The following is a 23,291-nucleotide window of genomic DNA, read 5'->3' on the forward strand; positions in this document are numbered from 1 at the left end:
GCCGATCATGACGATAAATTACTGGCCACTCAGCACCCTCGCCGGGTCAATGCGGCTGGCGCGGCGGGCAGGATACCAGCTGGCCAGCAAACTCAGCAACAGTGCTGTCACCAGCACGTAAATGACGTCCAGCCAGTGCAGTTCAGACGGCAGGAAATCAATAAAATAGATGTCGCCGGAGAGGAATTTATGCCCGATCAAGTCCTCAATCCCGTTAATAATTGAGGTCAGCTTAAACGCGCAGATAACGCCAATCGCCACCCCAATCAGGCTCCCTACCGAACCGGCAAGTAAACCATACCATACGAAAATCGCGCGGATCAGGCCGTCTTTTGCGCCAAGCGTGCGCAGCACCGCAATATCGCCGCTTTTATCCTTCACCGCCATCACCAGCGTCGAGACGATGTTAAAGCAGGCCACACCGATCACCAGCACCATCGCCAGATACATAATGGCGCGGATCATCTGAATGTCGCGATACATATAACCGTAGGTGCCAATCCAGCTCTTGATATAAACGTAGCTGTTGGTCACTTCGCCCGCGTCGCGCACCAGGGTATTCGCATGGAACACATCGTTCACCTTAAGCGCGATACCGGTCACGCTGCTGCCCATATCCAGATACTGCTGCGCATCCTGCATTGGGATCATGGCAAAACTATGATCGAGCTGACCGCTGAGCTGCAAAATGCCGGTGACATGAAGCCTGACACGCTTGGGTTGCAACAGTTGGTGATCGGCATCGGAGTTAGGGATCATGATCGAGACCCAATCGCCCTGCTTAACGTGCAGCGCGTCGGCAACGCCCTTACCGAGGATCACCTGCTGCTCACCGGCCTTGAAGCTGGCCCAGGCGTTATTCTGCACAAACGTTGGCAATGAGCTGAGACGACTCTCCTGCTGCGGGTCGACGCCCTTCACCTGAATCGCGCGCATATTGCTGCCGCTCTCCACCAGCCCGGTGAAGTTAATATAGGGCGCGGCGGCAACGATGCCTTTGACCTTTTCAACCTTCGTCAGCGCATCGTTCCAGTTGTTCCACGGCTGATTTACTGGCTCAATTTCACCATGTGGGACCACCGCCAGAATGCGGTTATTGAGTTCGCGCTCAAAGCCGTTCATCGCGCTCAAGCCGACGATTAACACCGCCACACCCAGCGCAATACCGATGGTTGAGATAACCGAAATCAGCGATACCATTCCGCCGCGTCGCCGCCCGCGGCTAAAACGCAGGGCAATCAATAACGATAACGGAGAACTCATTACTCGGCCCCCATCAGGGAGAGTTCAGCGGTCAAGTGCCCATCGCGCATCTCCAGCTGGCGGTTCATGCGTTTTGCCAGCTGCAGGTCATGGGTGACCACCAGAAATGCAGTGCGCTGGGCCACGTTCAGCTCGCCGAGAAGCTGGAAAATGCTGTCGGCGTTGCGTGCATCGAGGTTACCGGTAGGTTCATCCGCCAGCACCAGACGCGGTTTATTGACCAGCGCACGGGCAATCGCCACTCGCTGACGCTCGCCGCCGGAAAGCTCCGACGGGCGGTGGTCACTTCGATGCTCAAGCCCAACTGCGCGCAGCATCTCTTTGGCCTGGCGTTCGATATCCGCTGCCTTCTGTTTACCAATCAGCAGCGGCATCGCTACGTTTTCCAGGGCGGTGAAATCCGGCAGCAGGTGGTGGAATTGATAAATAAAGCCCAGCTCGCGGTTACGCAGGTCGGCACGAGCTGCGGCAGAAAGCTGGCTCATCGATTGACCGGAAAAAATAACGTCGCCGGAGGTCGGCGTATCCAGCCCACCCAGCAGATGCAGCAGCGTACTCTTGCCGGAACCGGAGGTACCGACAATCGCCATCATCTCGCCCTCTTCAATGCTGAAGCTGACATCATGCAATACGTCGGTTTGCACAGTGCCTTCCTGATAGCGTTTGCACAGGTTGTCGCATTGCAGCAGGATCTTATTCATAACGTAAAGCCTCAGCGGGTTGAGTGGCGGCAGCGCGCCATGAAGGATACAACGTAGAGAGTAATGCCAGCACCATCGCCACCAGGGCGATAGAAATCACCTGTAGCGGCTCAATGGCTACCGGCAGCGCGGCACCATCAAGGAACGCGCCGATAATCGGCATTAAATTATTCAGCTGGCTGGCGAGCAGTGCGCCCAGCCCGGCCCCCAGCAGCGCACCGACAATCCCGGCGCTGGCCCCCTGGACCATAAAGACCAGCATGATTTGCCGCGGCGTGAGCCCGAGGGTCTGCAAAATTGCCACTTCACCCTGTTTCTCCATCACCATCATTCCCAGAGAGGTGATGATATTGAAGGCGGCGACGGCAATGATCAGGCTCAGCAGCAGGCCCATCATATTTTTTTCCATCCGCACGGCCTGGAACAGCTCGCCTTTACGCTCGCGCCAGTCCTGCCATTTAGTGCCTTCCGGCAGCGTTTGTTGACTAAGGGTATCAACCTGCAAAGGCTGACTCAGCCACAGACGCCAGCCGGTAATATTGCCCAGCGGGTAGCGCATCAGGCGAGAAGCATCGTCAATGTTGGTCAACATCTGATAGCCATCGACTTCACTACTGGCGGCAAAGGTGCCGATCACGTTAAACAGACGCTGGCTGGGAACCCGCCCCATCGGAGTGAACTGGCTGGCGGAAGGGACCATCACGCGGATCTGATCGCCGCGATTAACCCCCAGTTGTCCGGCCAACTGCTCGCCGATAATCACGTTGTATTTTCCAGGTTGCAGATCGCTTTGCTTAACGTTCACCAGATATGGCGTCAGAGGATCTTTCTGCGCCGGGTCGATACCCAGTATTACGCCAACCGCCACGCTGCGGGCGCTTTGCAGCACCACATCGCCGGTCGTCAGCGGCGCAATCCGGGTAACACCCTGTAATTTCACCGCGCTTTCCGGCAGCTTTTGCGGATCGATGGACCCTTGCTGGGCGCTAAGAATGGCCTGCGGCATCAGCCCCAGGATGTTGTTTTGCAGCTCGCGTTCAAAACCGTTCATCACCGAAAGCACGGTAACCAGTGCCATTACGCCAAGCGTAATGCCAATGGTCGAGAGCCAGGAGACGAAACGACCGAAGCGGTCAGCTGCGCGCCCGCGCATATAGCGAAGGCCAATAAAGAGTGCGGCAGGTTGATACATGTAATCCATCTGATTGCTGAAGCCGATGCCCGAGTATATAAGCGATTATGAGCAGCGTAAATGTCTGAAACCTGACGATTTTATTAGCAAACTCATTAAAAATTCAATATAAACAGCCACATAGATAAGTAAGTCCTTATTTATCTTTACGCTTATCAGAGTCCGTTACATTTTTGCCCAAAACATGACATTTGCGATACGGGTTGGCGAATCCAGGTCGATCGCGGATAATCACACTATTGAATATCAGCGAGTTGCCCTCCATATCGGCAGAGCGAATCCCCAAGAGATTATGATACCGTCTATGCCTGAACAAAACCGATACTCTCTGCCGGTCAAAGCCGGCGATCAGCGCCAGCTTGGCGAACTTACCGGCGCGGCCTGCGCGACGCTGGTGGCGGAAATGGCCGAGCGTCACGCCGGACCGGTGATCCTTATCACCCCGGACATGCAAAACGCTCTGCGGCTGAATGATGAAATCAGGCAGTTTACTGACAGCATGGTGGCTGGCCTGGCGGACTGGGAAACGCTCCCCTACGACAGCTTCTCGCCGCACCAGGATATTATCTCTTCCCGTCTCGCCACCCTTTATCAGCTTCCGACCATGGAACGCGGCGTGTTGATCGTTCCGGTCAGCACCCTGATGCAGCGCGTCTGCCCGCATAATTTCCTTCATGGTCATGCGCTGGTGATGAAAAAAGGCCAACGTCTGTCGCGGGATGCGCTGCGCTCGCAGCTTGATAGCGCCGGTTATCGCCATGTCGATCAGGTGATGGAGCACGGTGAATACGCCACGCGCGGGGCGCTGCTTGACCTGTACCCAATGGGTAGCGAGCAGCCTTATCGCCTTGACTTTTTTGATGACGAAATCGACAGCCTGCGTCTGTTTGACGTCGACAGCCAGCGCACACTGGAAGAAGTCGTCGCCATTAATTTGCTACCTGCGCATGAATTTCCGATTGACCAGGCCGCTATCGAACTTTTCCGCAGCCAATGGCGCGACCGCTTCGACGTGAAGCGCGACGCCGAACATATTTACCAGCAGGTCAGTAAAGGCACGCTGCCGGCGGGGATCGAATACTGGCAGCCGCTGTTTTTTAACGAGCCGCTACCGCCGCTGTTCAGCTATTTCCCGGCCAAAACGCTGATTGTGAATACTGGCGATCTGGAGGCCAGCGCCGAACGATTCCAGAATGAAACCCGCGCCCGCTTTGAAAATCGCGGCGTCGATCCAATGCGCCCGCTTCTGCCGCCGGAACAACTTTGGCTGCGTAGCGATGAGCTGTTTAGCGAGCTAAAAAAATGGCCGCGCGTGCAGCTTAAAACCGAGCGTCTGGCGGAGAAAGCCGCCAATACCAACCTCGGTTATCAGACATTACCCGAACTGGCAATTCAGGCGCAGAACAAAGCGCCGCTGGATAACCTGCGCCGCTTCCTTGAATCCTTCAGCGGGCCAGTGATTTTCTCTGTGGAAAGCGAAGGCCGTCGCGAAACGCTGGGCGAAATGCTGGCGCGGATTAAGGTGGCGCCGAAATATATTCAACGCCTTGAAGACGCTACCGGTAATGGCCGCTACCTGATGATCGGCGCGGCGGAACACGGTTTTATCGACAGCCAGCGTAACCTGGCGCTGATTTGCGAAAGTGACCTTCTGGGCGAACGCGTTGCCCGTCGCCGCCAGGATTCACGGCGCACCATTAACCCGGACACCTTGATCCGCAACCTGGCGGAGCTGCATATTGGCCAGCCGGTGGTGCATCTTGAGCATGGCGTAGGCCGCTACGCCGGAATGACAACCCTTGAAGCGGGCGGCATTAATGGCGAATACCTGATGCTGACCTACGCCAACGACGCCAAACTGTACGTGCCTGTGTCGTCGCTGCATTTGATTAGCCGCTACGCCGGTGGCGCGGAAGAGAACGCGCCTCTGCATAAACTGGGCGGCGACGTTTGGGCGCGCGCGCGGCAGAAAGCCGCCGAGAAGGTGCGCGATGTGGCCGCCGAGCTGCTGGATATTTACGCCCAGCGAGCAGCAAAAGCAGGCTACGCGTTTAAACATGATAAAGAGCAGTACCAGCTATTCTGCGACGGCTTCCCGTTCGAAACTACGCCTGATCAGGCGCAGGCCATCAACGCCGTGTTAAGCGATATGTGCCAGCCGCTGGCGATGGACCGTCTGGTCTGTGGCGATGTCGGCTTTGGTAAAACTGAAGTCGCCATGCGCGCCGCTTTTCTGGCGGTTGAAAACCATAAGCAGGTGGCGGTGCTGGTGCCGACCACCCTGCTCGCCCAGCAGCACTTTGATAACTTCCGCGATCGCTTCGCCAACTGGCCGGTGCGCATCGAGATGCTCTCGCGTTTCAGAAGCGCCAAAGAACAGGCGCAGATCCTCGAACAGGTCGCTGAAGGGAAAGTCGACATACTTATCGGTACCCATAAGCTGCTGCAACCGGACGTTAAGCTGCGCGATCTTGGCCTGCTAATTGTCGATGAAGAGCACCGCTTCGGCGTGCGCCACAAAGAGCGCATCAAGGCAATGCGCGCCGATGTCGATATCCTGACCCTGACCGCGACGCCGATTCCGCGAACTCTGAATATGGCGATGAGCGGGATGCGCGATTTGTCGATTATTGCTACGCCGCCCGCCCGCCGTCTGGCGGTCAAAACCTTTGTGCGCGAATATGATGCTCTGGTGGTGCGTGAGGCTATCCTGCGCGAAGTGCTGCGCGGCGGCCAGGTTTACTATCTCTTTAATGATGTCGAAAACATCCAGAAAGCGGCAGACAAGCTGGCAGAGTTGGTACCGGAAGCACGTATCGCCATCGGCCACGGGCAGATGCGCGAGCGTGAGCTGGAGCGAGTGATGAATGATTTCCACCACCAGCGCTTTAACGTGCTGGTGTGCACCACCATCATCGAAACCGGGATCGACATTCCCACCGCCAACACCATTATTATCGAACGCGCCGACCACTTTGGTCTGGCGCAGTTGCACCAGCTGCGCGGTCGTGTTGGTCGTTCGCACCATCAGGCCTATGCCTGGCTGCTGACGCCACATCCGAAAGCGATGACTACCGATGCGCAAAAACGCCTTGAGGCTATCGCGTCGCTGGAAGATCTCGGCGCCGGGTTCGCTCTGGCGACCCATGATCTCGAAATTCGCGGCGCGGGTGAACTATTGGGCGAAGATCAGAGCGGTTCCATGGAAACCATCGGCTTCTCGCTGTATATGGAGCTGCTGGAAAACGCCGTCGATGCCCTGAAAGCCGGGCGCGAACCCTCTCTGGAAGATCTCACCAGCCAGCAGACGGAAGTTGAGTTACGGATGCCGTCACTGCTTCCGGACGACTTTATCCCGGACGTGAATACTCGCCTGTCGTTCTACAAGCGCATTGCCAGCGCGAAAAATGAAAACGAGCTGGAGGAGATCAAGGTTGAGCTTATCGACCGCTTCGGCCAACTGCCGGATCCGGCAAGAAACCTGCTCGATATCGCCCGTTTACGCCAGCAGGCGCAGAAGCTAGGGATCCGCAAACTGGAGAGCAACGAAAAAGGCGGTACCGTTGAGTTTAACGAGAAGAATCACGTTAACCCCATGTGGCTAATTGGCTTATTGCAGAAACAGCCTCAGCACTATCGACTTGATGGCCCGACGCGTCTGAAGTTTATGCAGGACCTTGCCGAGCGTAAAACTCGGATGGACTGGGTGCGTCAGTTTATGCGTCAACTGGAAGAAAACGCCACCGCTTAGCGGGATACGGGATACGGCCAGGACGCCGTGTCCCGCCCCTCCAACATGCTCTGCAAAATTTACAAACATTTTGCAATCCCTCTGCACTTCCCAACACTCGCTACGCCATAATGCGCAAGACTTTACGTATAAAAATAACCACTTACATTATATGGAATTAGCGTGATGAAAAGCTTTTCGCGTATTTCAATTTGGTTGGGGATGATTGTCATCGCCGCCGCGCTGGCGCTACCCGCCCGCGCAAATACCTGGCCGCTGCCGCCTCCGGGCAGCCGGCTGGTTGGGCAAAATCAGTTTCACGTCGTCGAAAATAACGGCGGTTCCCTGGAAGCCATTGCCAAAAAGTACAATGTCGGTTTTCTGGCGCTGCTACAGGCGAACCCTGGCGTTGATCCTTACGTTCCGCGAGCGGGCAGCGTGCTGACGATTCCGCTACAAACCCTGTTACCTGAAGCGCCGCGCGAAGGGTTAGTCCTTAACCTGGCCGAGCTGCGCCTCTACTACTATCCGCCGGGTAAAAGCGAGGTCACCGTCTATCCTATCGGCATTGGTCAGTTGGGCGGCGATACCATTACGCCAACGATGGTCACTACCGTTTCCGACAAGCGCGCAAACCCGACCTGGACGCCTACGGCCAATATTCGCGCCCGCTATAAAGCAATGGGCATTGACCTGCCCGCCGTCATGCCTGCCGGGCCAGATAACCCGATGGGCCACCACGCCATTCGTCTGGCAGCCTACGGCGGCGTCTATCTGCTTCACGGCACTAACGCTGATTTCGGCATCGGTATGCGCGTCAGCTCCGGCTGCATCCGCCTGCGCGATGACGATATCAAAACGTTGTATAGCAAGATAACGCCGGGCACTAAGGTCACCATTATCAATACGCCGATTAAAGCCTCTGTCGAGCCGAACGGAACACGTCTGGTTGAAATTCACCAGCCGCTGTCCAAACACATTGATGACGATCCGCAGACGCTGCCTATTACGCTTAACGACAGCATGCAGGCCTTTAAGCAGACCCAGTTAACCGATGAGGATGTTATGGAACGCGCAATGACGCTGCGTTCAGGTATGCCGGTTGACGTGACGCGTCACCATGGTGGCAGCACGCAGTCGCTATAGCCTCCTGAAAGCAAATATAAAAAAACCGCCTGACACAAACGTGCTGGCGGTTTTTTTGTAGCAATAATCAAACAGGGTACAACATATTTCTTGCTAACGCGGGCTGCTGAAGGGGTCAGGTCCGCGTTTTGTCAGTGGCATGACAGGGTACAAAAAATTATTTGTAGATAACCGCAGTCCCGTGAAGGGTGTTAGGACCGGTTACCGAAGTAATACGATAAGAGCTTGCGCCCATTTCTTCAGCCTTTTGCGCCAGCTGATCTTCCAGAGAACCCAGGTTGGTCCCGGCGGAAGCGGAAACGGTGCCAATTTTATGCTGGCCTGCCGGGGTTGACTGAACTTCAACAGCGGCAAAGCTTGCGAAAGAGAGCGAACTAAGAACAGCGGCGATGGCCAATGTTTTAACGTTTTTCATGATTATTATACCTATGCAGATGAATGTTTTTGTAGGGTCGAACGAATTAACTTAACGATCGATAGGTAAATAATAATGTGATCCACATCACACGTCAAACCATTTTTATAACGACCGTTTAACTATTTATAAAAAACTTAAAATTCATACATATATGAATTATTTATTTTTAGAGCAACATCACTGGCAGCCTATGACGTTTATTTTTATAATGGCCTTTCAACAAACCAACACAGGTACAACGGCACCATGACAACTGACGTTCAGGGTTGTGTAAAAAAAAGCCGTGGCCGACCTAAAGTGTTCGACAGGGACGCGGCGCTGGATAAGGCCATGACACTCTTCTGGCAGCACGGCTATGAAGCCACCTCTCTCGCCGATCTGGTGGAGGCGACGGGCGCAAAAGCGCCAACGCTCTATGCAGAATTCGTGAATAAAGAGGGGTTGTTTCGCGCAGTGCTGGATCGCTACATCTCTCGCTTTGCCGCCAAACACGAAGCATTGCTGTTTGATGAGGGCAAAACCGTGGATCAGGCATTGCGCGATTATTTCACCGCTGTCGCCACCTGCTTTACCAGCAAAGAAACGCCCGCAGGCTGCTTTATGGTCAACGCCTCTGCAGCGCTGGCGGCCTCGTCTACCGATATCGCCAATACGCTTAAATCGCGGCATGCCATGCAGGAACAGGCATTGACGCAATTTCTACAGCAGCGGCAGATACGCGGCGAACTTCCGTCTGACGGCGACGTGAGCCAATTGGCGCAGTTCTTAAGCTGCGTATTGCAGGGTATGTCAATCAGCGCCCGCGAAGGTGCAGATTTCACTAAAATCATGCAAATTGCCGAGACCACGATGCGTCTTTGGCCGCAGGTTCTTCAGCACTAAATCTCTCTTTGACCGATGGCTCCTCCGTCGGTCCCCCCCCTGCTTACCCACACATTAAGTAATGCTTTCAATAGGTTATTTGCACATTTCACGTAAATGATATTGATAACAATAATCAATACGGGCAAACTTCAGCCTTAACATTTCTGTTTATTTCACCTTGTAACAACCGGTGCGCCCGTACCGGAAAACTAAAACAACGATATCGTAAACTCATAAAAGGAATGAGCATGAAAACGCGTCTCTGGGTGCTTAACCCACTGCTGCTGGCAACCGCCCTCCCCGCCTGGGCCGCTGATGACAACATGATTGTCAGCGCCAACCGAACGCATCGAACCGTCGCTGAAATGGCCCAGACCACCTGGGTTATCGAAGGCCAGGAAATTGAACAACAGGTTCAGGGCGGTAAAGAGTTCAAAGACGTACTGGCGCAGCTGATCCCCGGCATCGACGTCAGCAGCCAGGGACGCACTAACTACGGCATGAATATGCGCGGCCGTGCGATCGTGGTGCTGATTGACGGCGTTCGCCTTAACTCTTCCCGTACCGACAGCCGTCAGCTCGACTCTATCGATCCTTTCAACATTGAGCACATCGAGGTGATCTCCGGGGCAACATCGCTGTACGGCGGCGGCAGTACCGGCGGTCTTATCAATATCGTCACCAAAAAGGGCCAACAGGAGCGCCAGGTCGATCTGGAGCTGGGCGGCAAAACCGGCTTTGCTAATAGCAACGATCATGATGAGCGCGTCGCGGCGGCGGTGAGTGGTGGAACCGACCACGCATCTGGCCGCTTGTCCGTAGCCTATCAACGCTTTGGCGGCTGGTATGACGGCAACAACGATGCGCTTATCCTCGATAATACCCAGACAGGCCTCCAGCATTCCGACCGCCTGGACGTGATGGGTACAGGCACCATTGAAATTGACGATAACCGTCAGCTGCAGCTAGTTACGCAGTACTATAAAAGTCAGGGCGACGACTACGGACTGTATCTGGGGAAAAATATGTCGGCGGTGACCGGCGACGGTAAAGCCTTCACCACTGATGGGCTTAATTCCGACCGCGTCCCCGGCACCGAACGCCACCTGATTAGTCTGCAATATTCCGATGCTGACTTCTTTGGCCAGAACCTGGTCAGCCAAATCTACTATCGTGATGAATCCCTGACCTTTTACCCCTTCCCTACGCTGAGTAAAGGCCAGGTCAGCAGCTTCTCTTCCTCAAAGCAGGATACCGATCAATATGGCGCGAAGATAACCCTGAATAGCCAGCCGCTGGACGGCTGGGATCTGACCTGGGGACTGGATGCCGATCACGAAACCTTCAACGCCAACCAGATGTTCTTCGACCTGGGGCAATCGATGCCTTCCGGCGGCCTGAATAATCAGTCGATTTATACTACCGGTCGTTATCCGAGCTACAGCATTACCAACCTGGCACCTTTCCTGCAGTCCAGCTATGACCTGAACGATATCTTCACGATTAGCGGCGGTGTGCGCTACCAGTGGACGGAAAATAAGGTCGATGATTTTGTCGGCTACGCCCAGCAGCAGGATGTCGCCAACGGCAAAGTCAGCTCGGCGGATGCGATTCCGGGTGGTAAAACCGATTACGACAACTTCTTATTTAACGCCGGGATTGTTGCCCACCTTACCGACCGTCAGCAAACCTGGTTTAACTTCTCCCAGGGCGTTGAACTGCCGGATCCGGGCAAATATTACGGCATTGGCAAATATGGCGCAGCGGTCAACGGTCATCTGCCTCTGCTTTCAAGCGTTAACGTCGGCGATTCGCCATTGCAGGGAATTAAAGTCAACTCTTACGAGCTCGGCTGGCGCTACACCGGTGATAATCTACGCACTCAGCTGGCAGCTTATTACTCCACCTCAGATAAGACCATCGTCGTTAACCGTACCGATATGACTATCGACGTCGAGTCTGACAAACGCCGTATTTATGGCGTTGAGGGCGCAGTGGATTACTTCTTCCCGAACAGCGACTGGAGCGCCGGGGCTAACTTTAACGTACTGAAATCTCAGGTGAAGAGCAACGGCAGCTGGCAGAAGTGGGATGTGACGCTCGCCTCACCATCAAAGGCGACGGCCTGGGTTGGCTGGGCACCGGAACCGTGGTCGCTACGGGTACAAAGCCAACAGGTATTTGATATCAGCGATGCCAGCGGCAATAAACTTGATGGCTATAACACCGTGGACTTTATCGGCAGCTACGCGCTTCCTCTCGGCAAGCTAACCTTCAGCATCGAAAACCTGCTCAATGAAGACTATGTCACTATCTGGGGCCAGCGCGCACCGCTGCTTTACAGCCCAACCTACGGCAGCAGCTCTTTATATGAGTACAAAGGTCGCGGTCGCACCTTTGGCCTGAACTACGCTCTGAGCTTCTGATAAAAAAGCCCCTCAAACTGAGGGGCTAATAGAAATAAACGTCTTTTTTACGCTTTATTCGTCAGAATCAGCTGGCCGTTACCGTCCAGCGGAATTTGCGTCCCGGGGTCGCGATCCATGCGGATTTTACCCTGCTGGTCGCCGATTTTATAAGTGACGTCATAACCGAGCATTTTTTCCGATTTGTCGTACACCGTTTTGCAGCGCTGCTGGGTAGTGGTGTAGGTATCCCCTTCCTGCATCGATCCCTGTATCTGGTTACCGGCGTAGCCGCCGCCCAGCGCACCGACCACGGTAGCAACATCACGACCGCGTCCGCCGCCAAACTGATGGCCAATAACGCCACCGGCGACTGCACCTAATACGGAACCCGCGATACGGTTTTCATCCTGCACCGGGCGACGATGGGTCACGGTGACGTTTCGGCACTCCTGGCGTGGCGTTTTAACGCTCTCTTTTATCGGCGTACTGGACACCACCTGCGCGTATTGTGGGCCACGATCTAACACGTTAAGACCGGCAACGGCTGCAACGCCCAGCGCGGCGGCCACGCCAATTCCTATACCCGCCAACATCGATTTATTCACGGGAGATCCTCCTTCATTGCTATTGCCTGTAATTCTGCGATCGGGACACAGGGCATGCAAATAAGAAGCGGATTAAAAATACAGGAAAATAGCAGGATTCAGAGGAATCCGAGAAGGTTTAGGGGATAAGGCAGAAGGATATTCTGGAATTGAGCTATAAATATACCCTAAATAATTCGAGTTGCAGGAAGGCGGCAAGTGAGAAAGTCCCGATGAGCTTACTCAAGTAAGTGATTCGGGCGAACGAGCGTAGCCAACGCACAAGCAGCTTGAAGTATGACGGGTATAAATCGGGCGGCAAAACCATCAGGTTCTGCCGCCCGTCGGTCATTAATGCAGCTTCAGACGCGGACGAATAATACGGTTGATACGCCCAACCAGCATCATCAGGCCGGTTTTAAAGTAGCCGTGCAGCGCAATCTGGTGCATACGGTACAGAGAGATATATACGAAACGCGCAATGCGCCCTTCGATCATCATTGAGCCGCGCATCAGGTTGCCCATCAGGCTTCCGACGGTGGAGTAGTTAGAGAGCGATACCAGCGAACCGTGATCTTTATAGGTATAAGATTTCAGCGGTTTGCCTTTCATTTGCGCCAGGATATTGTGCAGAGCGCAGGTTGCCATCTGATGGGCAGCCTGAGCGCGCGGTGGGACAAAGCCCCCTTCAGGACGGGCGCATGACGCACAGTCGCCGATTGCGTAGATATCCTGATCGCGGGTCGTTTGTAACGTCGGCTCAACCACCAGCTGATTGATACGGTTGGTTTCCAGACCGCCAATCTCTTTCATAAAGTCCGGCGCTTTGATCCCGGCCGCCCAGACCATCAGGTCTGCGTCGATAAACTCGCCGTCTTTGGTGTGCAGGCCGTTGGCATCAGCGCTGGTGACCATGGTTTTAGTCAATACGCGAACGCCGAGCTTGGTCAGCTCGCTGTGCGCTGCACCGGAAATACGCGGTGGTAGCGCAGGCAGAATACGCTCCCCGGCTTCCACCAGCGTCACGTTCAGCGCTTCGTTGGTCAGCCCTTTATAGCCGTAGCTGTGCAGCTGTTTTACCGCATTGTGCAGTTCAGCAGACAGCTCCACGCCGGTCGCGCCGCCGCCAACGATGGCGATATTCACCTTACCGTTCGCACCAAGATTCGCTGAATACTTAAGGAACAGATCCAGCATTTCCTGGTGGAAACGACGCGCCTGATGTGGATTATCGAGGAAAATGCAGTTCTCTTTTACGCCTGGGGTATTAAAGTCGTTAGAGGTACTGCCCAGCGCCATCACCAGCGTGTCATAAGGCAGCTTACGCTCGGCCACCAGCAGCTCGCCTTTCTCGTTATGCACTTCGGCAAGGGTGATGGTCTTCGCTTCACGGTTGATATCCATCACCGAGCCCAGCTGGAACTGGAAGCCGTGGTTGCGGGCGTGAGCCAGATAGCTCAGCGCATCTACACCTTCATCAAGTGAACCGGTCGCCACTTCATGCAGCAGCGGTTTCCACAGGTGGCTGTGGTTACGATCAACCAGCGTTATTTTGGCTTTTTTACTGCGGCCCAGCTTTTTACCCAACTGAGTCGCCAGCTCCAGCCCACCGGCACCACCACCTACAATCACTATTTTTTTCATTGGTGTAGTCACACAACCCCCTAAAATTATTAACCAATTGTTAATTAAAAGTTATAACAATAGCCTTTAATTAACAGCAGGTTACAGCAATGAAACCATCCAACGAGATCGAGAATAACATGAACGGTGCATTGGTCATACCAAAATTGATATGCATCAAGTTTTACCGCATATTTTTTGAGCGCACAGCCGCATAACTGGATAAAAAAAGCCCGCGGTGTTTTCACACTGCGGGCTGGAGGAGGATCAGCCGAGGGTTTTGAAGGCTTTTATTCGCTGAAGATGAGGAGAGATATTTTTAAACTTGTGGGTCTGCTCTTCATCCCAGATGATCTCGTAGTAATGATGCAGCAAATCCGCCGAACGCTGGCTATTCAGTGCTTCATCCTGACGCGAGAGCACTACCAGGCAACGATCGCGATTTTTTTCACGGAAGTTATTCACGCACTTAGTGGCGATATCAGCATACTCTTCCGGCCGGTCAATTTTACCTTCCATATTTTCATTGGGGAACAAATTCGGGTTCAGAATGGCCTGACGGATATCACAAAGAAAACCAATCCGTTCAGCCCAGAAACCGCCAAGGCCCACGCCGCAAATAAGCGGGCGATCGTCAGCGCTCAGCTGCAGCATCTTATCGACTTCTTTTAACAAGTGCTGCATATCATGTTTGGGATGCCGCGTGCTGTAGCTAATCAACCGGACGTCCGGGTCGATAAACTGAAGCTGAAGCACCTTCTCATGGTTACCGGGGCTGTTTGAGTCAAAACCATGTAAATAGATAATCATCGCATCCTCACCAGACAACAACGCCTTTCAGGTTTATTACGCGGATTTCGCCTCTTGCCAGCGCTCATGAAGCTGTTCGAGCTGCGCGCTTATCGTTTTCCAGCGGGCGGAATCCCTTAACTCCTGACGGCTAAAGGAACCTTTATGATACAATTTCGTAACACGCTCTGCTTTGATCGGCGACAGGTTATCCAGCACGCTGACCGCACCTTTACGATTATTGCAGACCAGGATCATATCGCAACCCGCATCCAGCGATGCCTGCCCACGCTCGGCGTAGCTGCCCATAATCGCTGCCCCTTCCATAGACAGGTCGTCAGAGAAAATAACTCCGTCAAAGCCCAGTTCACCGCGCAGAACCGTCTTCAGCCAGTGTGCTGAACCGCTGGCCGGACGCGGGTCAACGTCGCTGTAAATAACGTGAGCGGGCATAATGGCATCCAGCCGCTGCTCAGTGATAAGCGTGCGGAACACCGCCATATCTTTAGCACGAATCTCCGCTTGCGCGCGCGGGTCACGCGGCGTCTCTTTGTGTGAATCTGCGGTCACCGCACCGTGACCGGGGAAGTGCTTACCGGTAGTTTTCATTCCCGCACCGTGCATTCCGTCAATAAAATGACGGGCTATCGCCAGCGCTTTATCGGGGTCTTCATGATAAGAACGTTCGCCGATGGCAGCGCTGATATGCCCAACGTCCAACACCGGCGCAAAGCTAATATCGATATCCATGGCGATCATTTCGCTGGCCATCAACCAACCGGCCTCTTCTGCCAGCTTACCGCCCTCTTCCATGCCGAGCAGCGCGGCAAAGGATTGCGCCGCCGGCAGGCGGGTAAAACCCTCGCGGAAACGCTGCACGCGGCCGCCTTCCTGGTCAACCGCCACCACCAGATGGTTGCGCGAAGCCTCGCGGATCTGGCGAACCAGCTCGCGTAACTGCGCCGGATCGTGGTAGTTGCGGGTAAACAGGATTAGCCCGCCAACTAAAGGATGCGCCAGAATCTCACGCTCTTCCGCATCCAGTTCAAAACCTTCGACATCCAACATTACCGGGCCCACACATACCTCTCTTATCTTTTTATTCTTTCTCTAACTGACGCCATATCTCATTCGCCAGCGCAATAAACTGTCGATCGCCGGTTTGTTGCCAGCGTCGCTCATACCAGCCTGCCATCAGCAGACGTACCCATGGACGCCAGCGCTGTATTTGTCGCCATAGCCGAAGCTCATCAATATGCGCCAGCCTCGCGTACTCTGCCGCTAGCTGGCGGTGCGCCACGGGCTCAATCCATACCGCAGCCAGCTCCAGCGCGATATCACCATCCCCGGCATATTCCCAATCAATAAGCCGCAGCCCGCCCTCGCTATGGACAATATTGCCCGCATGAACATCCATGTGTAATGGCGCGAGGCGCAACGGCCGAGGTTCGCCGCGTAGCAACAGTTGCTTATGCCAGCGCAACCATAACGGCGTGCGCCGGGCGGAATCGCACTGCTGCCAGTAAAGCTCAAGCAATGGGCTCAGCGTAATACGCCAGCCAAAGCGTGGTTGGCGATGCAGATGATACAGTAACCCCGCAAGCGCCGGACACTCCGGCAGTGCGTTTGCCACGTCACCGATGAAATATTCCACCACCATCCAGGCAGGAGAATAAAAAAGCGGAGCCGGAGCAAGCGTAGCAGGGAGACGGGAGAGCGCATGGTACTGGCGACGAAAATAACAGATTGGCGCCTGCACATCATGCGGCTGGCGCAGAACCAATCTTTGTCGACCATCGCTGATGACACAACTGCCGCCGCTCAGACCGTTTTCAGTCAGCGCGGCGACAGGCGAAAAGCAAGGAAAAAAGCGCGACAGCACTTCGTCGCGCGTAAGCTTATTGTTGCTGAACCGCACCTTTACCTGACCAGATAATTTCGCCAGTTTGCACCAGCATCAGTTGCATTTTCAGCTCAGGCGAGTTGACGTTGCCGGTCGCGTTGGAATAGAGCACATACTGTGCGCCAACGGTACGGGCAATACCCATCGCCTTACTGCGGCTGCCGAGGCTATCCTGTGGCGACAGACCAAGCTGCTGTTTGGCGACGCCAAGCTGCTGCTGCGATACCAGGGTAAATTTCCCGTTACCCGCCAGCGCGTTGTGTAATGCGGTTGTCGCCTCAGCGGCGTTCAACGTGCCGTTGGTGCGGTTGTTTACGCTATCAATCAGCAGAATACTACCTGCTGTCACGCCACCCGCTTGCAGCATTTGTCCAACCATCGGCTGCACTGCGCTGCTCCAGTCATAATGACGCACGCGCGGGGCCGGTTGCGCTGGCTCCTCGCCATGTTCAATTGGGCCTGGCTGCGTAGGTATCACAGGAATACTTGGCACAGTTGGCTGCGGCTGAACAGGCTGCTGCGGTTTTGGCTGTGCTTCCTCAACGGGAGCGGGCTGCTGACCTGGCCCTACGCACCCGGCAAGGAATATCGCCAGTGCGGTAACAAGTGCATAGCGACACATTTTAATCATTACGATGACCTCTTACAGATAAAGATAAAGTCGGGCCTTGTGCGCCCCCAGAATATTGGCGCTGCCGTAAAGCGTGATCGAGGAGTGCGCGGGAACCGTTATGCTGCGCGCCGGTTCAAGTGGATGCATCTCCAGCCCTCTGGCGTCATACCAGAAAAAGCGATAGTGCACGGTCACCGGTACCTGGCGCTCATTAAATAGTCGTGTGGTCGCCGTCGCTTGTATCTCTGAGGCGGTCACCGTCGGTACTTCAGCGCTAATCCCCGCCGCCAGTACGTTAGATTCCATCACCAGACTTTGCTGATCGCTGACCGGTATTTCCGGATGCGAGCTGCATCCAACCAGGAGCGTCGCGGCCAGAAGTGCGCCGAAATGGGCTGCGCGCATGGGTATTAACCTTTGTGGGCCAGCATTGGACCTAATGGACGCCCACCCAGCAGATGCATGTGGATATGATAGACCTCCTGACCCCCGTGGCGATTGCAATTGACGATCAGGCGGTAACCATCGTCAGCCAGCCCCTCGTCGCGGGCAATTTTCGCCGCAACGGTCATCATCCGACCAAGAGCCAGTTCATGCTCCGTAGTTACATCGTTGACAGTTGGAATCAGGATATTAGGAATGATCAGAATATGGGTCGGTGCCTGCGGAGAGATATCGCGAAAAGCAGTGACCAACTCGTCCTGATAAACAATATCCGACGGGATCTCCCGGCGAATGATTTTGCTGAAAATCGTTTCTTCTGCCATGACTGATTCCTTATTAATTTTATACCGTGCTCTGGCCTGCCCCTGCAGATAAACGCGGATGCACAGGATTCGCTTAAGAGTATGAGCGAGTTACTCCCACTCTTTCAACCTGAAAGCGTTTTTTCTTACGCGACAAAGGACTTAGCTGCTGACTGATTAATCATTTCGCACCTCAGGCTTTTCTGTTGAGCAATAGTGAAACATTCATCGCATCCATTTTACTCATGTTTACATATTAAATATTAATGCGTATATTTCTCATTTGTATTCATATTGAATGCAACGCGCTTTCGATCGACCGCGGTCACAGAGCCCCGGCGAATAATAATTATCTTATGATCAAGGGTTTATGATGTCTCTCTCCACCACCTTCCAGGATGGGCGTATCACACCGTCCCTGCTTGCTATGGGCATAGCGTTGGCGCTCTTTCCTCAGCTCAGCCAGGCCGTCAGCAAGGCCGAAGACACGATTATTGTAGAAGGTTCCGCAGATACCGGCTCAGATACGCAAGAGCAGGATTACAGCGTCAAAACCACCTCCGCCGGGACCAAAATGGAGATGGCCCAGCGCGATATTCCGCAATCGGTCAGTATCATTACCGAACAGCGGATGCAGGACCAGCAGTTGCAAACTCTGGGCGACGTGATGGACCACACTACCGGGATCAGCAGCAGCCAGGCCGACTCTGACCGCACCAGCTATTACTCCCGTGGTTTTCAGATAGATAACTATATGGTTGATGGCATTCCGACCTGGTTTGAATCCCGCTGGAACCTGGGCGATGCCCTTACCGACATGGCACTGTTCGAGCGAGTAGAAGTCGTGCGCGGCGCCAATGGCCTGCTGACAGGTACGGGTAACCCAGCCGCATCAATCAACATGATTCGTAAACATGCCACCAGCCGCGAGTTTAAAGGCAATGTCTCTGCGGAGTACGGTAGCTGGAATAAGCAGCGATACGTTGCTGATATGCAAAGCCCGCTCACCGAAGAGGGTAACGTACGCGCGCGCATTATCGCTGGCTATCAAAATAATGATTCGTGGCTCGATCGTTATAACAGCGAAAAAACCTTCTTCTCCGGCATTCTTGATGCTGACCTCGGGACCTCAACCAGTTTATCCGCTGGCTACGAATATCAGCGTATCGACGTGAATAGCCCAACATGGGGCGGCCTGCCGCGCTGGAATACCGATGGCAGCAAAAACCACTACGATCGTTCTCATAGCACAGCCCCTGATTGGGCCTATAACGACAAAGAGATCAACAAAGTTTTCGTCACGCTGAAACAGCGCTTTGCCGATACCTGGCAGGCGACCATGAATGCAACCCATTCAGAGGTTAAATTCGACAGCAAAATGATGTACGTAGACGCGTACGTTAATAAAGAGACCGGGATGCTAGTTGGTCCTTATGGCAATTACGGTCCGAGCTTTACCTACGTTGGTGGTACCGGCTGGAACAGCGGCAAACGTAAAGTCGATGCCGTGGATTTGTTTGCAGATGGCGGCTACGACCTGTTTGGTCGCCAGCACAACCTGATGATTGGCGGCAGCTACAGCAAGCAAAATAACCGCTACTTCAGCTCCTGGGCAAACGTATTTCCGGATGAGATCGGTAATTTCTATGACTTTAATAGCGCCAGCTTCCCGGAAACCAACTGGGGACCGCAGAGCCTGGCGCAGGACGATACCACGCGAATGAAATCGGTATATGCGGCGACTCGTATCTCCCTGCTTGATCCGCTGCACCTGATCCTTGGCGTCCGCTATAACAATTGGAGTATCGAGACGCTGACCTATAATATGGAGAAAAACCATACTACGCCGTACGCCGGTCTGGTTTACGACATCAACGATAACTGGTCGGCCTACACCAGCTATACCTCCGTTTTCCAGCCGCAGAATAAGCGTGATAGCTCCGGTAAATATCTGACCCCGGTTACCGGTAATAACTATGAAGTCGGCCTGAAGTCCGACTGGATGGACAGCCGCCTGACCACCACCCTCTCCATATTCCGCATCGAACAGGATAACCTCGGCCAGGCAACCGGCGGGCAAATCCCTGGCAGCAACGGCGAGGCGGCTTATAAAACCGTCAATGGTACCGTAAGCAAAGGGGTGGAGTTCGAAATCAACGGCGCGCTTACCGATAACTGGCAGATGACCTTCGGCGCGACTCGCTTTGTTGCAGAGGATAATGAAGGCAACGCGGTGAACCCTAATCTGCCGCGTACCAGCGTCAAGCTGTTCACCAGTTATCGCCTGCCGGTGATGCCTGATCTGACCGTTGGCGGCGGCGTAAACTGGCAGAACCGGGTGTACAAGGATACCGTTACGCCGTACGGTACTTTCCGTGCGGAACAAGGCAGCTACGCGCTGGTGGATTTGTTTACCCGTTACCAGGTCAGCAAAAACTTTGCCTTACAGGGCAACGTCAATAACCTGTTCGACAAAACCTACGATACCAACATCGACGGCTCGATTGTGTACGGCGAACCGCGCAACTTTAGCATTACTGCCAGCTATCAGTTCTGATAGGTGGTCAATGTTTCGGGAGCCAATCGGCTCCCTTTTTTATGTTATATACCCTAAATAATTCGAGTTGCTTAAAGGCGGCAAGGGAGTGAGTTCCCAGGAGCATAGATAACTATGTGACTGGGGGGAATGAGCGTAGCCAACACATAAGCAACTTGAAGTATGACGGGTATAGACCCATTAAAAAAGCAGCCATTTGGCTGCCTTAGTCTCCCCACATCACAACTTAGTTGCTGCGGATGTACTCATCCATTTCAGTTTTCAGGTTATCGGATTTGGTACCGAAGATTGCCTGAACACCTGAACCTGCAACAACCACGCCAGCAGCGCCCAGTTTTTTCAGGCCAGCCTGATCAACTTTCGCTACATCCGCCACGCTAACGCGCAGACGGGTGATACATGCGTCGAGGTTAGTAATGTTTTCTTTACCGCCGAAGGCTGCAATCAGGGCCGGAGCCATCTCGCTGGTTGCGCCAGCTTTACTGTCATCGGTGGCATCTTCACGACCCGGCGTTTTCAGATCCAGCGCTTTAATCAGCACACGGAACACCACGTAGTAAACGATGGCGTAGCAGATGCCGACAATCGGGAACAGCCACAGCTTGCTGCTGTTGCCGGACAGAACGATAAAGTCAATCAGACCGTGAGAGAACGACGTACCGTCACGCATACCCAGCAGGATACAGATCGGGAATGCCAGACCTGCCAGAATCGCATGGATGACGTACAGGATCGGCGCAACGAACATGAAGGAGAACTCGATCGGCTCGGTGATACCGGTCAGGAACGAGGTCAACGCTGCGGAGATCATGATGCCGCCCACTTTCGCGCGGTTTTCTGGTTTAGCAGAGTGCCAGATGGCAATAGCAGCAGCCGGCAGACCGTACATTTTGAACAGGAAGCCGCCGGACAGTTTGCCCGCAGTCGGGTCGCCTGCCATATAGCGCGGGATATCGCCGTGGAATACCTGGCCTGCTGCGTTGGTGTATTCACCAATCTGCATCTGGAAAGGAACGTTCCAGATGTGGTGCAGACCAAACGGCACCAGGCAGCGCTCGATGAAGCCATAGATACCAAACGCGACAACCGGGTTCTGATAAGCAGCCCACTGTGAGAACGTCTGGATAGCAGTACCGATCGGCGGCCAAATGAAGGAGAGCACGATGCCCATAAAGATCGCGGTCAGACCGGAAATGATCGGCACGAAACGTTTACCGGCGAAGAAGCCCAGATACTCAGGCAGCTTAATACGGTAGAAGCGATTAAACATGTACGCCGCGATCGCGCCCGCAATAATACCGCCCAGTACGCCGGTATCTGCAAGGTGTTTAGCCGCAATCTCTTCAGCAGGTAAATGCAGAACCAGAGGCGCTACCACCGCCATGGTTTTCACCATGATGCCGTAAGCGACAACCGATGCCAGCGCAGATACGCCATCGTTATTGGTGAAGCCTAACGCAACACCGATAGCGAAAATCAGCGGCATATTGGCGAAGACCGAACCGCCCGCTTCTGCCATAACATGTGAAACGACTTCTGGCAGCCAGCTGAAGTTTGCGGAACCGACGCCCAGCAGGATACCTGCGATAGGCAGTACGGATACCGGTAGCATCAGCGATTTACCGACCTTCTGCAGGTTAGCAAATGCATTCTTAAACATAATTGAGAGTGCTCCTGAGTATTTGGTGCTTTTTTACGTTTTCACGCATTGGCCCGGGGGGAGAACCGCGCCGTGGACAGGACGTCTAAGCGCCCTTTATTTATTACACAGAGTAAAATAATTAGCGGAATGATTGTTTGACGGCTATCACGTTTCAATCAGCCTTCAGGTAAAAACTTACACTGTTTTACATAACTCGTGTCTGAATGTTGCCAAAAAAGCTTCACCGCCCCATTTGTGGCGGTGAACTTTACTCGCTTTGAGCATTAATTACGAGCCTTAAAATAATAAGGAAGATCAGGCAGGTTGTAGCCGGGCGGGGTCAATATGAAAAAGCGTTGCAAAGTTTTCCGTGGTCCGTTGCGCTAGCGTATCCAGCGAGACACCTTTCAGAACGGCCATGTACTCAGCTACGTCACGAACCATCGCCGGTTGGTTCTCTTTACCACGGTGCGGTACCGGCGCCAGATACGGCGAATCGGTCTCCACCAACAGGCGGTCAAGTGGCACATAACGCGCGGCATCGCGCAGCTGTTCTGCATTACGGAACGTTACAATACCGGAAAACGAGATATAGAACCCCATGTCCAGCAGCTTACCCGCAGTCTCCCTATCTTCAGTGAAACAGTGTAGTACGCCACCGCAATCCGTCACTTTTTCTTCGCGTAAAATTGCCAGCGTATCAGCGCGGGCATCACGAGTATGCACAATAACCGGCTTGTTAAGTTCCCGACCGATACGAATATGATCGCGGAACGACGTCTGTTGACGTGTTTTGGTTTCTGGCGTGTAGAAATAATCCAGCCCGGTTTCGCCCATCGCCACTACCCCCTCTTCCGCCGCAAGTTTGCGCAGCTCCTCGACGTCGTACTCTTCATCCTGATTTAACGGATGCACGCCACAGGAGAAAGCAACGCTGTCACTCTGTCCCACCAGCTCGCGCATACTGCGATACCCTGGTAGCGTCGTGGCAACCGCAAGGCAAAACTTCACATCGCGCGCGGCGGCTTTTGCCAGCACATCGTCCACATTTTTATGCAGCGTTTGATAATCCAGGCCATCAAGGTGGCAATGGGAGTCGACTAAAAACATGA

At 54.0% G+C, this 23,291-nt stretch carries 20 protein-coding genes; 6 read left to right on the forward strand and 14 right to left on the reverse strand.

The features are described from left to right. Nucleotides 1-18: 18 nt before the first annotated feature. Genes lolE through lolC form a run of 3 tightly spaced genes read right to left on the reverse strand, consistent with a single transcriptional unit; the run spans nt 19 to nt 3,156 of the window. On the reverse strand, nt 19-1,263 hold the full coding sequence (lolE, locus tag DA718_RS17090; protein ID WP_112216802.1) for a lipoprotein-releasing ABC transporter permease subunit LolE: 1,245 nt from the start codon (nt 1,261-1,263) through the stop codon (nt 19-21). After that, nucleotides 1,263-1,964 (reverse strand): lipoprotein-releasing ABC transporter ATP-binding protein LolD, encoded by a 702-nt coding sequence (lolD, locus tag DA718_RS17095; RefSeq protein WP_110277142.1) that lies wholly within the window; start codon nt 1,962-1,964, stop codon nt 1,263-1,265. The genes lolE and lolD overlap by 1 nt, the downstream gene beginning before the upstream one ends. Beyond that, nucleotides 1,957-3,156 carry a lipoprotein-releasing ABC transporter permease subunit LolC gene (gene lolC, locus DA718_RS17100; RefSeq protein ID WP_112216803.1) on the reverse strand — a complete coding sequence of 400 codons (1,200 nt, stop codon included), beginning with the start codon at nt 3,154-3,156 and terminating at the stop codon, nt 1,957-1,959. The genes lolD and lolC overlap by 8 nt, the downstream gene beginning before the upstream one ends. Nucleotides 3,157-3,460: 304 nt before the next feature. Here lolC and mfd point away from each other — a divergent pair, with 304 nt between their 5' ends. Together mfd and ldtC are read left to right on the forward strand one after the other, a co-directional pair. Next, nucleotides 3,461-6,907, forward strand: a complete 3,447-nt coding sequence (mfd, locus tag DA718_RS17110; RefSeq protein ID WP_112216804.1) for a transcription-repair coupling factor — start codon at nt 3,461-3,463, stop codon at nt 6,905-6,907. Nucleotides 6,908-7,072: 165 nt separating this feature from the next. Continuing rightward, nucleotides 7,073-8,032, forward strand: a complete 960-nt coding sequence (gene ldtC, locus DA718_RS17115) for a L,D-transpeptidase LdtC (protein WP_112216805.1) — start codon at nt 7,073-7,075, stop codon at nt 8,030-8,032. A 157-nt stretch (nt 8,033-8,189) separates the two neighbouring features. On the opposite strand, the gene bhsA is transcribed toward ldtC, so the two are convergent. Beyond that, nucleotides 8,190-8,447 carry a multiple stress resistance protein BhsA gene (gene bhsA / locus DA718_RS17120; protein WP_110277139.1) on the reverse strand — a complete coding sequence of 86 codons (258 nt, stop codon included), beginning with the start codon at nt 8,445-8,447 and terminating at the stop codon, nt 8,190-8,192. A gap of 124 nt (nt 8,448-8,571) precedes the next feature. On the opposite strand from bhsA, the gene DA718_RS30440 reads away from it, so the two are divergent. The 3 genes from DA718_RS30440 (at nt 8,572) to DA718_RS17130 (ending at nt 11,740) form a co-directional block, all read left to right on the forward strand. Continuing rightward, on the forward strand, nt 8,572-8,700 hold the full coding sequence (locus DA718_RS30440; RefSeq protein ID WP_167492878.1) for a hypothetical protein: 129 nt from the start codon (nt 8,572-8,574) through the stop codon (nt 8,698-8,700). Then, complete coding sequence (locus DA718_RS17125) at nt 8,697-9,332, forward strand: TetR/AcrR family transcriptional regulator (RefSeq protein WP_112216806.1); 636 nt, start codon at nt 8,697-8,699, stop codon at nt 9,330-9,332. Before DA718_RS30440 ends, DA718_RS17125 begins: the two co-directional genes overlap by 4 nt. A gap of 230 nt (nt 9,333-9,562) precedes the next feature. Further along, nucleotides 9,563-11,740, forward strand: coding sequence for a TonB-dependent siderophore receptor (locus DA718_RS17130; protein WP_112216807.1), 2,178 nt, complete (start codon nt 9,563-9,565; stop codon nt 11,738-11,740). Between the two features lie 47 nt (nt 11,741-11,787). Here the strand turns inward: DA718_RS17130 and DA718_RS17135 are convergent, their stop codons facing one another. The 8 genes from DA718_RS17135 to hinT form a co-directional block, all read right to left on the reverse strand. Continuing rightward, a complete protein-coding gene (locus DA718_RS17135) occupies nt 11,788-12,327 on the reverse strand; it encodes a glycine zipper 2TM domain-containing protein (RefSeq protein WP_112216808.1) in 540 nt (179 codons plus the stop codon). Nucleotides 12,328-12,657: 330 nt separating this feature from the next. Continuing rightward, complete coding sequence (locus tag DA718_RS17140) at nt 12,658-13,962, reverse strand: NAD(P)/FAD-dependent oxidoreductase (RefSeq protein WP_112216809.1); 1,305 nt, start codon at nt 13,960-13,962, stop codon at nt 12,658-12,660. A 234-nt stretch (nt 13,963-14,196) separates the two neighbouring features. After that, the gene (gene ycfP, locus DA718_RS17145; RefSeq protein WP_112216810.1) at nt 14,197-14,739 is read right to left on the reverse strand and encodes an alpha/beta hydrolase YcfP; all 543 of its coding nucleotides are present in this window, start codon (nt 14,737-14,739) and stop codon (nt 14,197-14,199) included. 36 nt (nt 14,740-14,775) lie between these two features. Beyond that, nucleotides 14,776-15,786, reverse strand: coding sequence for a beta-N-acetylhexosaminidase (nagZ, locus tag DA718_RS17150; RefSeq protein ID WP_167492783.1), 1,011 nt, complete (start codon nt 15,784-15,786; stop codon nt 14,776-14,778). A 31-nt stretch (nt 15,787-15,817) separates the two neighbouring features. Beyond that, complete coding sequence (gene thiK, locus DA718_RS17155) at nt 15,818-16,636, reverse strand: thiamine kinase (protein WP_112216812.1); 819 nt, start codon at nt 16,634-16,636, stop codon at nt 15,818-15,820. Then, nucleotides 16,617-17,243, reverse strand: a complete 627-nt coding sequence (gene lpoB, locus DA718_RS17160) for a penicillin-binding protein activator LpoB (RefSeq protein WP_167492879.1) — start codon at nt 17,241-17,243, stop codon at nt 16,617-16,619. The genes thiK and lpoB overlap by 20 nt, the downstream gene beginning before the upstream one ends. 21 nt (nt 17,244-17,264) lie before the next feature. Further along, nucleotides 17,265-17,639, reverse strand: a complete 375-nt coding sequence (locus DA718_RS17165; protein ID WP_112216813.1) for a YcfL family putative periplasmic lipoprotein — start codon at nt 17,637-17,639, stop codon at nt 17,265-17,267. Between the two features lie 5 nt (nt 17,640-17,644). Beyond that, nucleotides 17,645-18,001 (reverse strand): purine nucleoside phosphoramidase, encoded by a 357-nt coding sequence (gene hinT / locus DA718_RS17170; RefSeq protein ID WP_041144975.1) that lies wholly within the window; start codon nt 17,999-18,001, stop codon nt 17,645-17,647. Nucleotides 18,002-18,353: 352 nt separating this feature from the next. Here hinT and fhuE point away from each other — a divergent pair, with 352 nt between their 5' ends. Continuing rightward, nucleotides 18,354-20,537, forward strand: a complete 2,184-nt coding sequence (fhuE, locus tag DA718_RS17175) for a ferric-rhodotorulic acid/ferric-coprogen receptor FhuE (RefSeq protein ID WP_112216814.1) — start codon at nt 18,354-18,356, stop codon at nt 20,535-20,537. A gap of 226 nt (nt 20,538-20,763) precedes the next feature. On the opposite strand, the gene ptsG is transcribed toward fhuE, so the two are convergent. Both ptsG and DA718_RS17185 read right to left on the reverse strand, forming a co-directional pair. Next, complete coding sequence (gene ptsG, locus DA718_RS17180; RefSeq protein WP_112216815.1) at nt 20,764-22,197, reverse strand: PTS glucose transporter subunit IIBC; 1,434 nt, start codon at nt 22,195-22,197, stop codon at nt 20,764-20,766. A gap of 297 nt (nt 22,198-22,494) precedes the next feature. Further along, nucleotides 22,495-23,289, reverse strand: coding sequence for a metal-dependent hydrolase (locus DA718_RS17185; RefSeq protein ID WP_112216816.1), 795 nt, complete (start codon nt 23,287-23,289; stop codon nt 22,495-22,497). Nucleotides 23,290-23,291 lie beyond the last annotated feature (2 nt).

It is taken from the genome of Klebsiella huaxiensis (assembly GCF_003261575.2).
GTDB classification, from domain to species: Bacteria; Pseudomonadota; Gammaproteobacteria; order Enterobacterales; family Enterobacteriaceae; genus Klebsiella; species Klebsiella huaxiensis.

Bases quoted from the DNA above. Each gene is read 5' to 3' on its own strand.
- lolC (WP_112216803.1), bottom strand. From the start codon at position 3,156: ATGTATCAACCTGCCGCACTCTTTATTGGCCTTCGCTATATGCGCGGG.
- lolD (WP_110277142.1), bottom strand. From the start codon at position 1,964: ATGAATAAGATCCTGCTGCAATGCGACAACCTGTGCAAACGCTATCAG.
- mfd (WP_112216804.1), top strand. From the start codon at position 3,461: ATGCCTGAACAAAACCGATACTCTCTGCCGGTCAAAGCCGGCGATCAG.
- hinT (WP_041144975.1), bottom strand. From the start codon at position 18,001: ATGGCAGAAGAAACGATTTTCAGCAAAATCATTCGCCGGGAGATCCCG.
- lpoB (WP_167492879.1), bottom strand. From the start codon at position 17,243: ATGTGTCGCTATGCACTTGTTACCGCACTGGCGATATTCCTTGCCGGG.
- DA718_RS17185 (WP_112216816.1), bottom strand. From the start codon at position 23,289: ATGTTTTTAGTCGACTCCCATTGCCACCTTGATGGCCTGGATTATCAA.
- DA718_RS17130 (WP_112216807.1), top strand. From the start codon at position 9,563: ATGAAAACGCGTCTCTGGGTGCTTAACCCACTGCTGCTGGCAACCGCC.
- bhsA (WP_110277139.1), bottom strand. From the start codon at position 8,447: ATGAAAAACGTTAAAACATTGGCCATCGCCGCTGTTCTTAGTTCGCTC.
- fhuE (WP_112216814.1), top strand. From the start codon at position 18,354: ATGTCTCTCTCCACCACCTTCCAGGATGGGCGTATCACACCGTCCCTG.
- ycfP (WP_112216810.1), bottom strand. From the start codon at position 14,739: ATGATTATCTATTTACATGGTTTTGACTCAAACAGCCCCGGTAACCAT.
- DA718_RS17165 (WP_112216813.1), bottom strand. From the start codon at position 17,639: ATGCGCGCAGCCCATTTCGGCGCACTTCTGGCCGCGACGCTCCTGGTT.
- nagZ (WP_167492783.1), bottom strand. From the start codon at position 15,786: ATGTTGGATGTCGAAGGTTTTGAACTGGATGCGGAAGAGCGTGAGATT.
- lolE (WP_112216802.1), bottom strand. From the start codon at position 1,263: ATGAGTTCTCCGTTATCGTTATTGATTGCCCTGCGTTTTAGCCGCGGG.
- DA718_RS17125 (WP_112216806.1), top strand. From the start codon at position 8,697: ATGACAACTGACGTTCAGGGTTGTGTAAAAAAAAGCCGTGGCCGACCT.
- ldtC (WP_112216805.1), top strand. From the start codon at position 7,073: ATGAAAAGCTTTTCGCGTATTTCAATTTGGTTGGGGATGATTGTCATC.
- ptsG (WP_112216815.1), bottom strand. From the start codon at position 22,197: ATGTTTAAGAATGCATTTGCTAACCTGCAGAAGGTCGGTAAATCGCTG.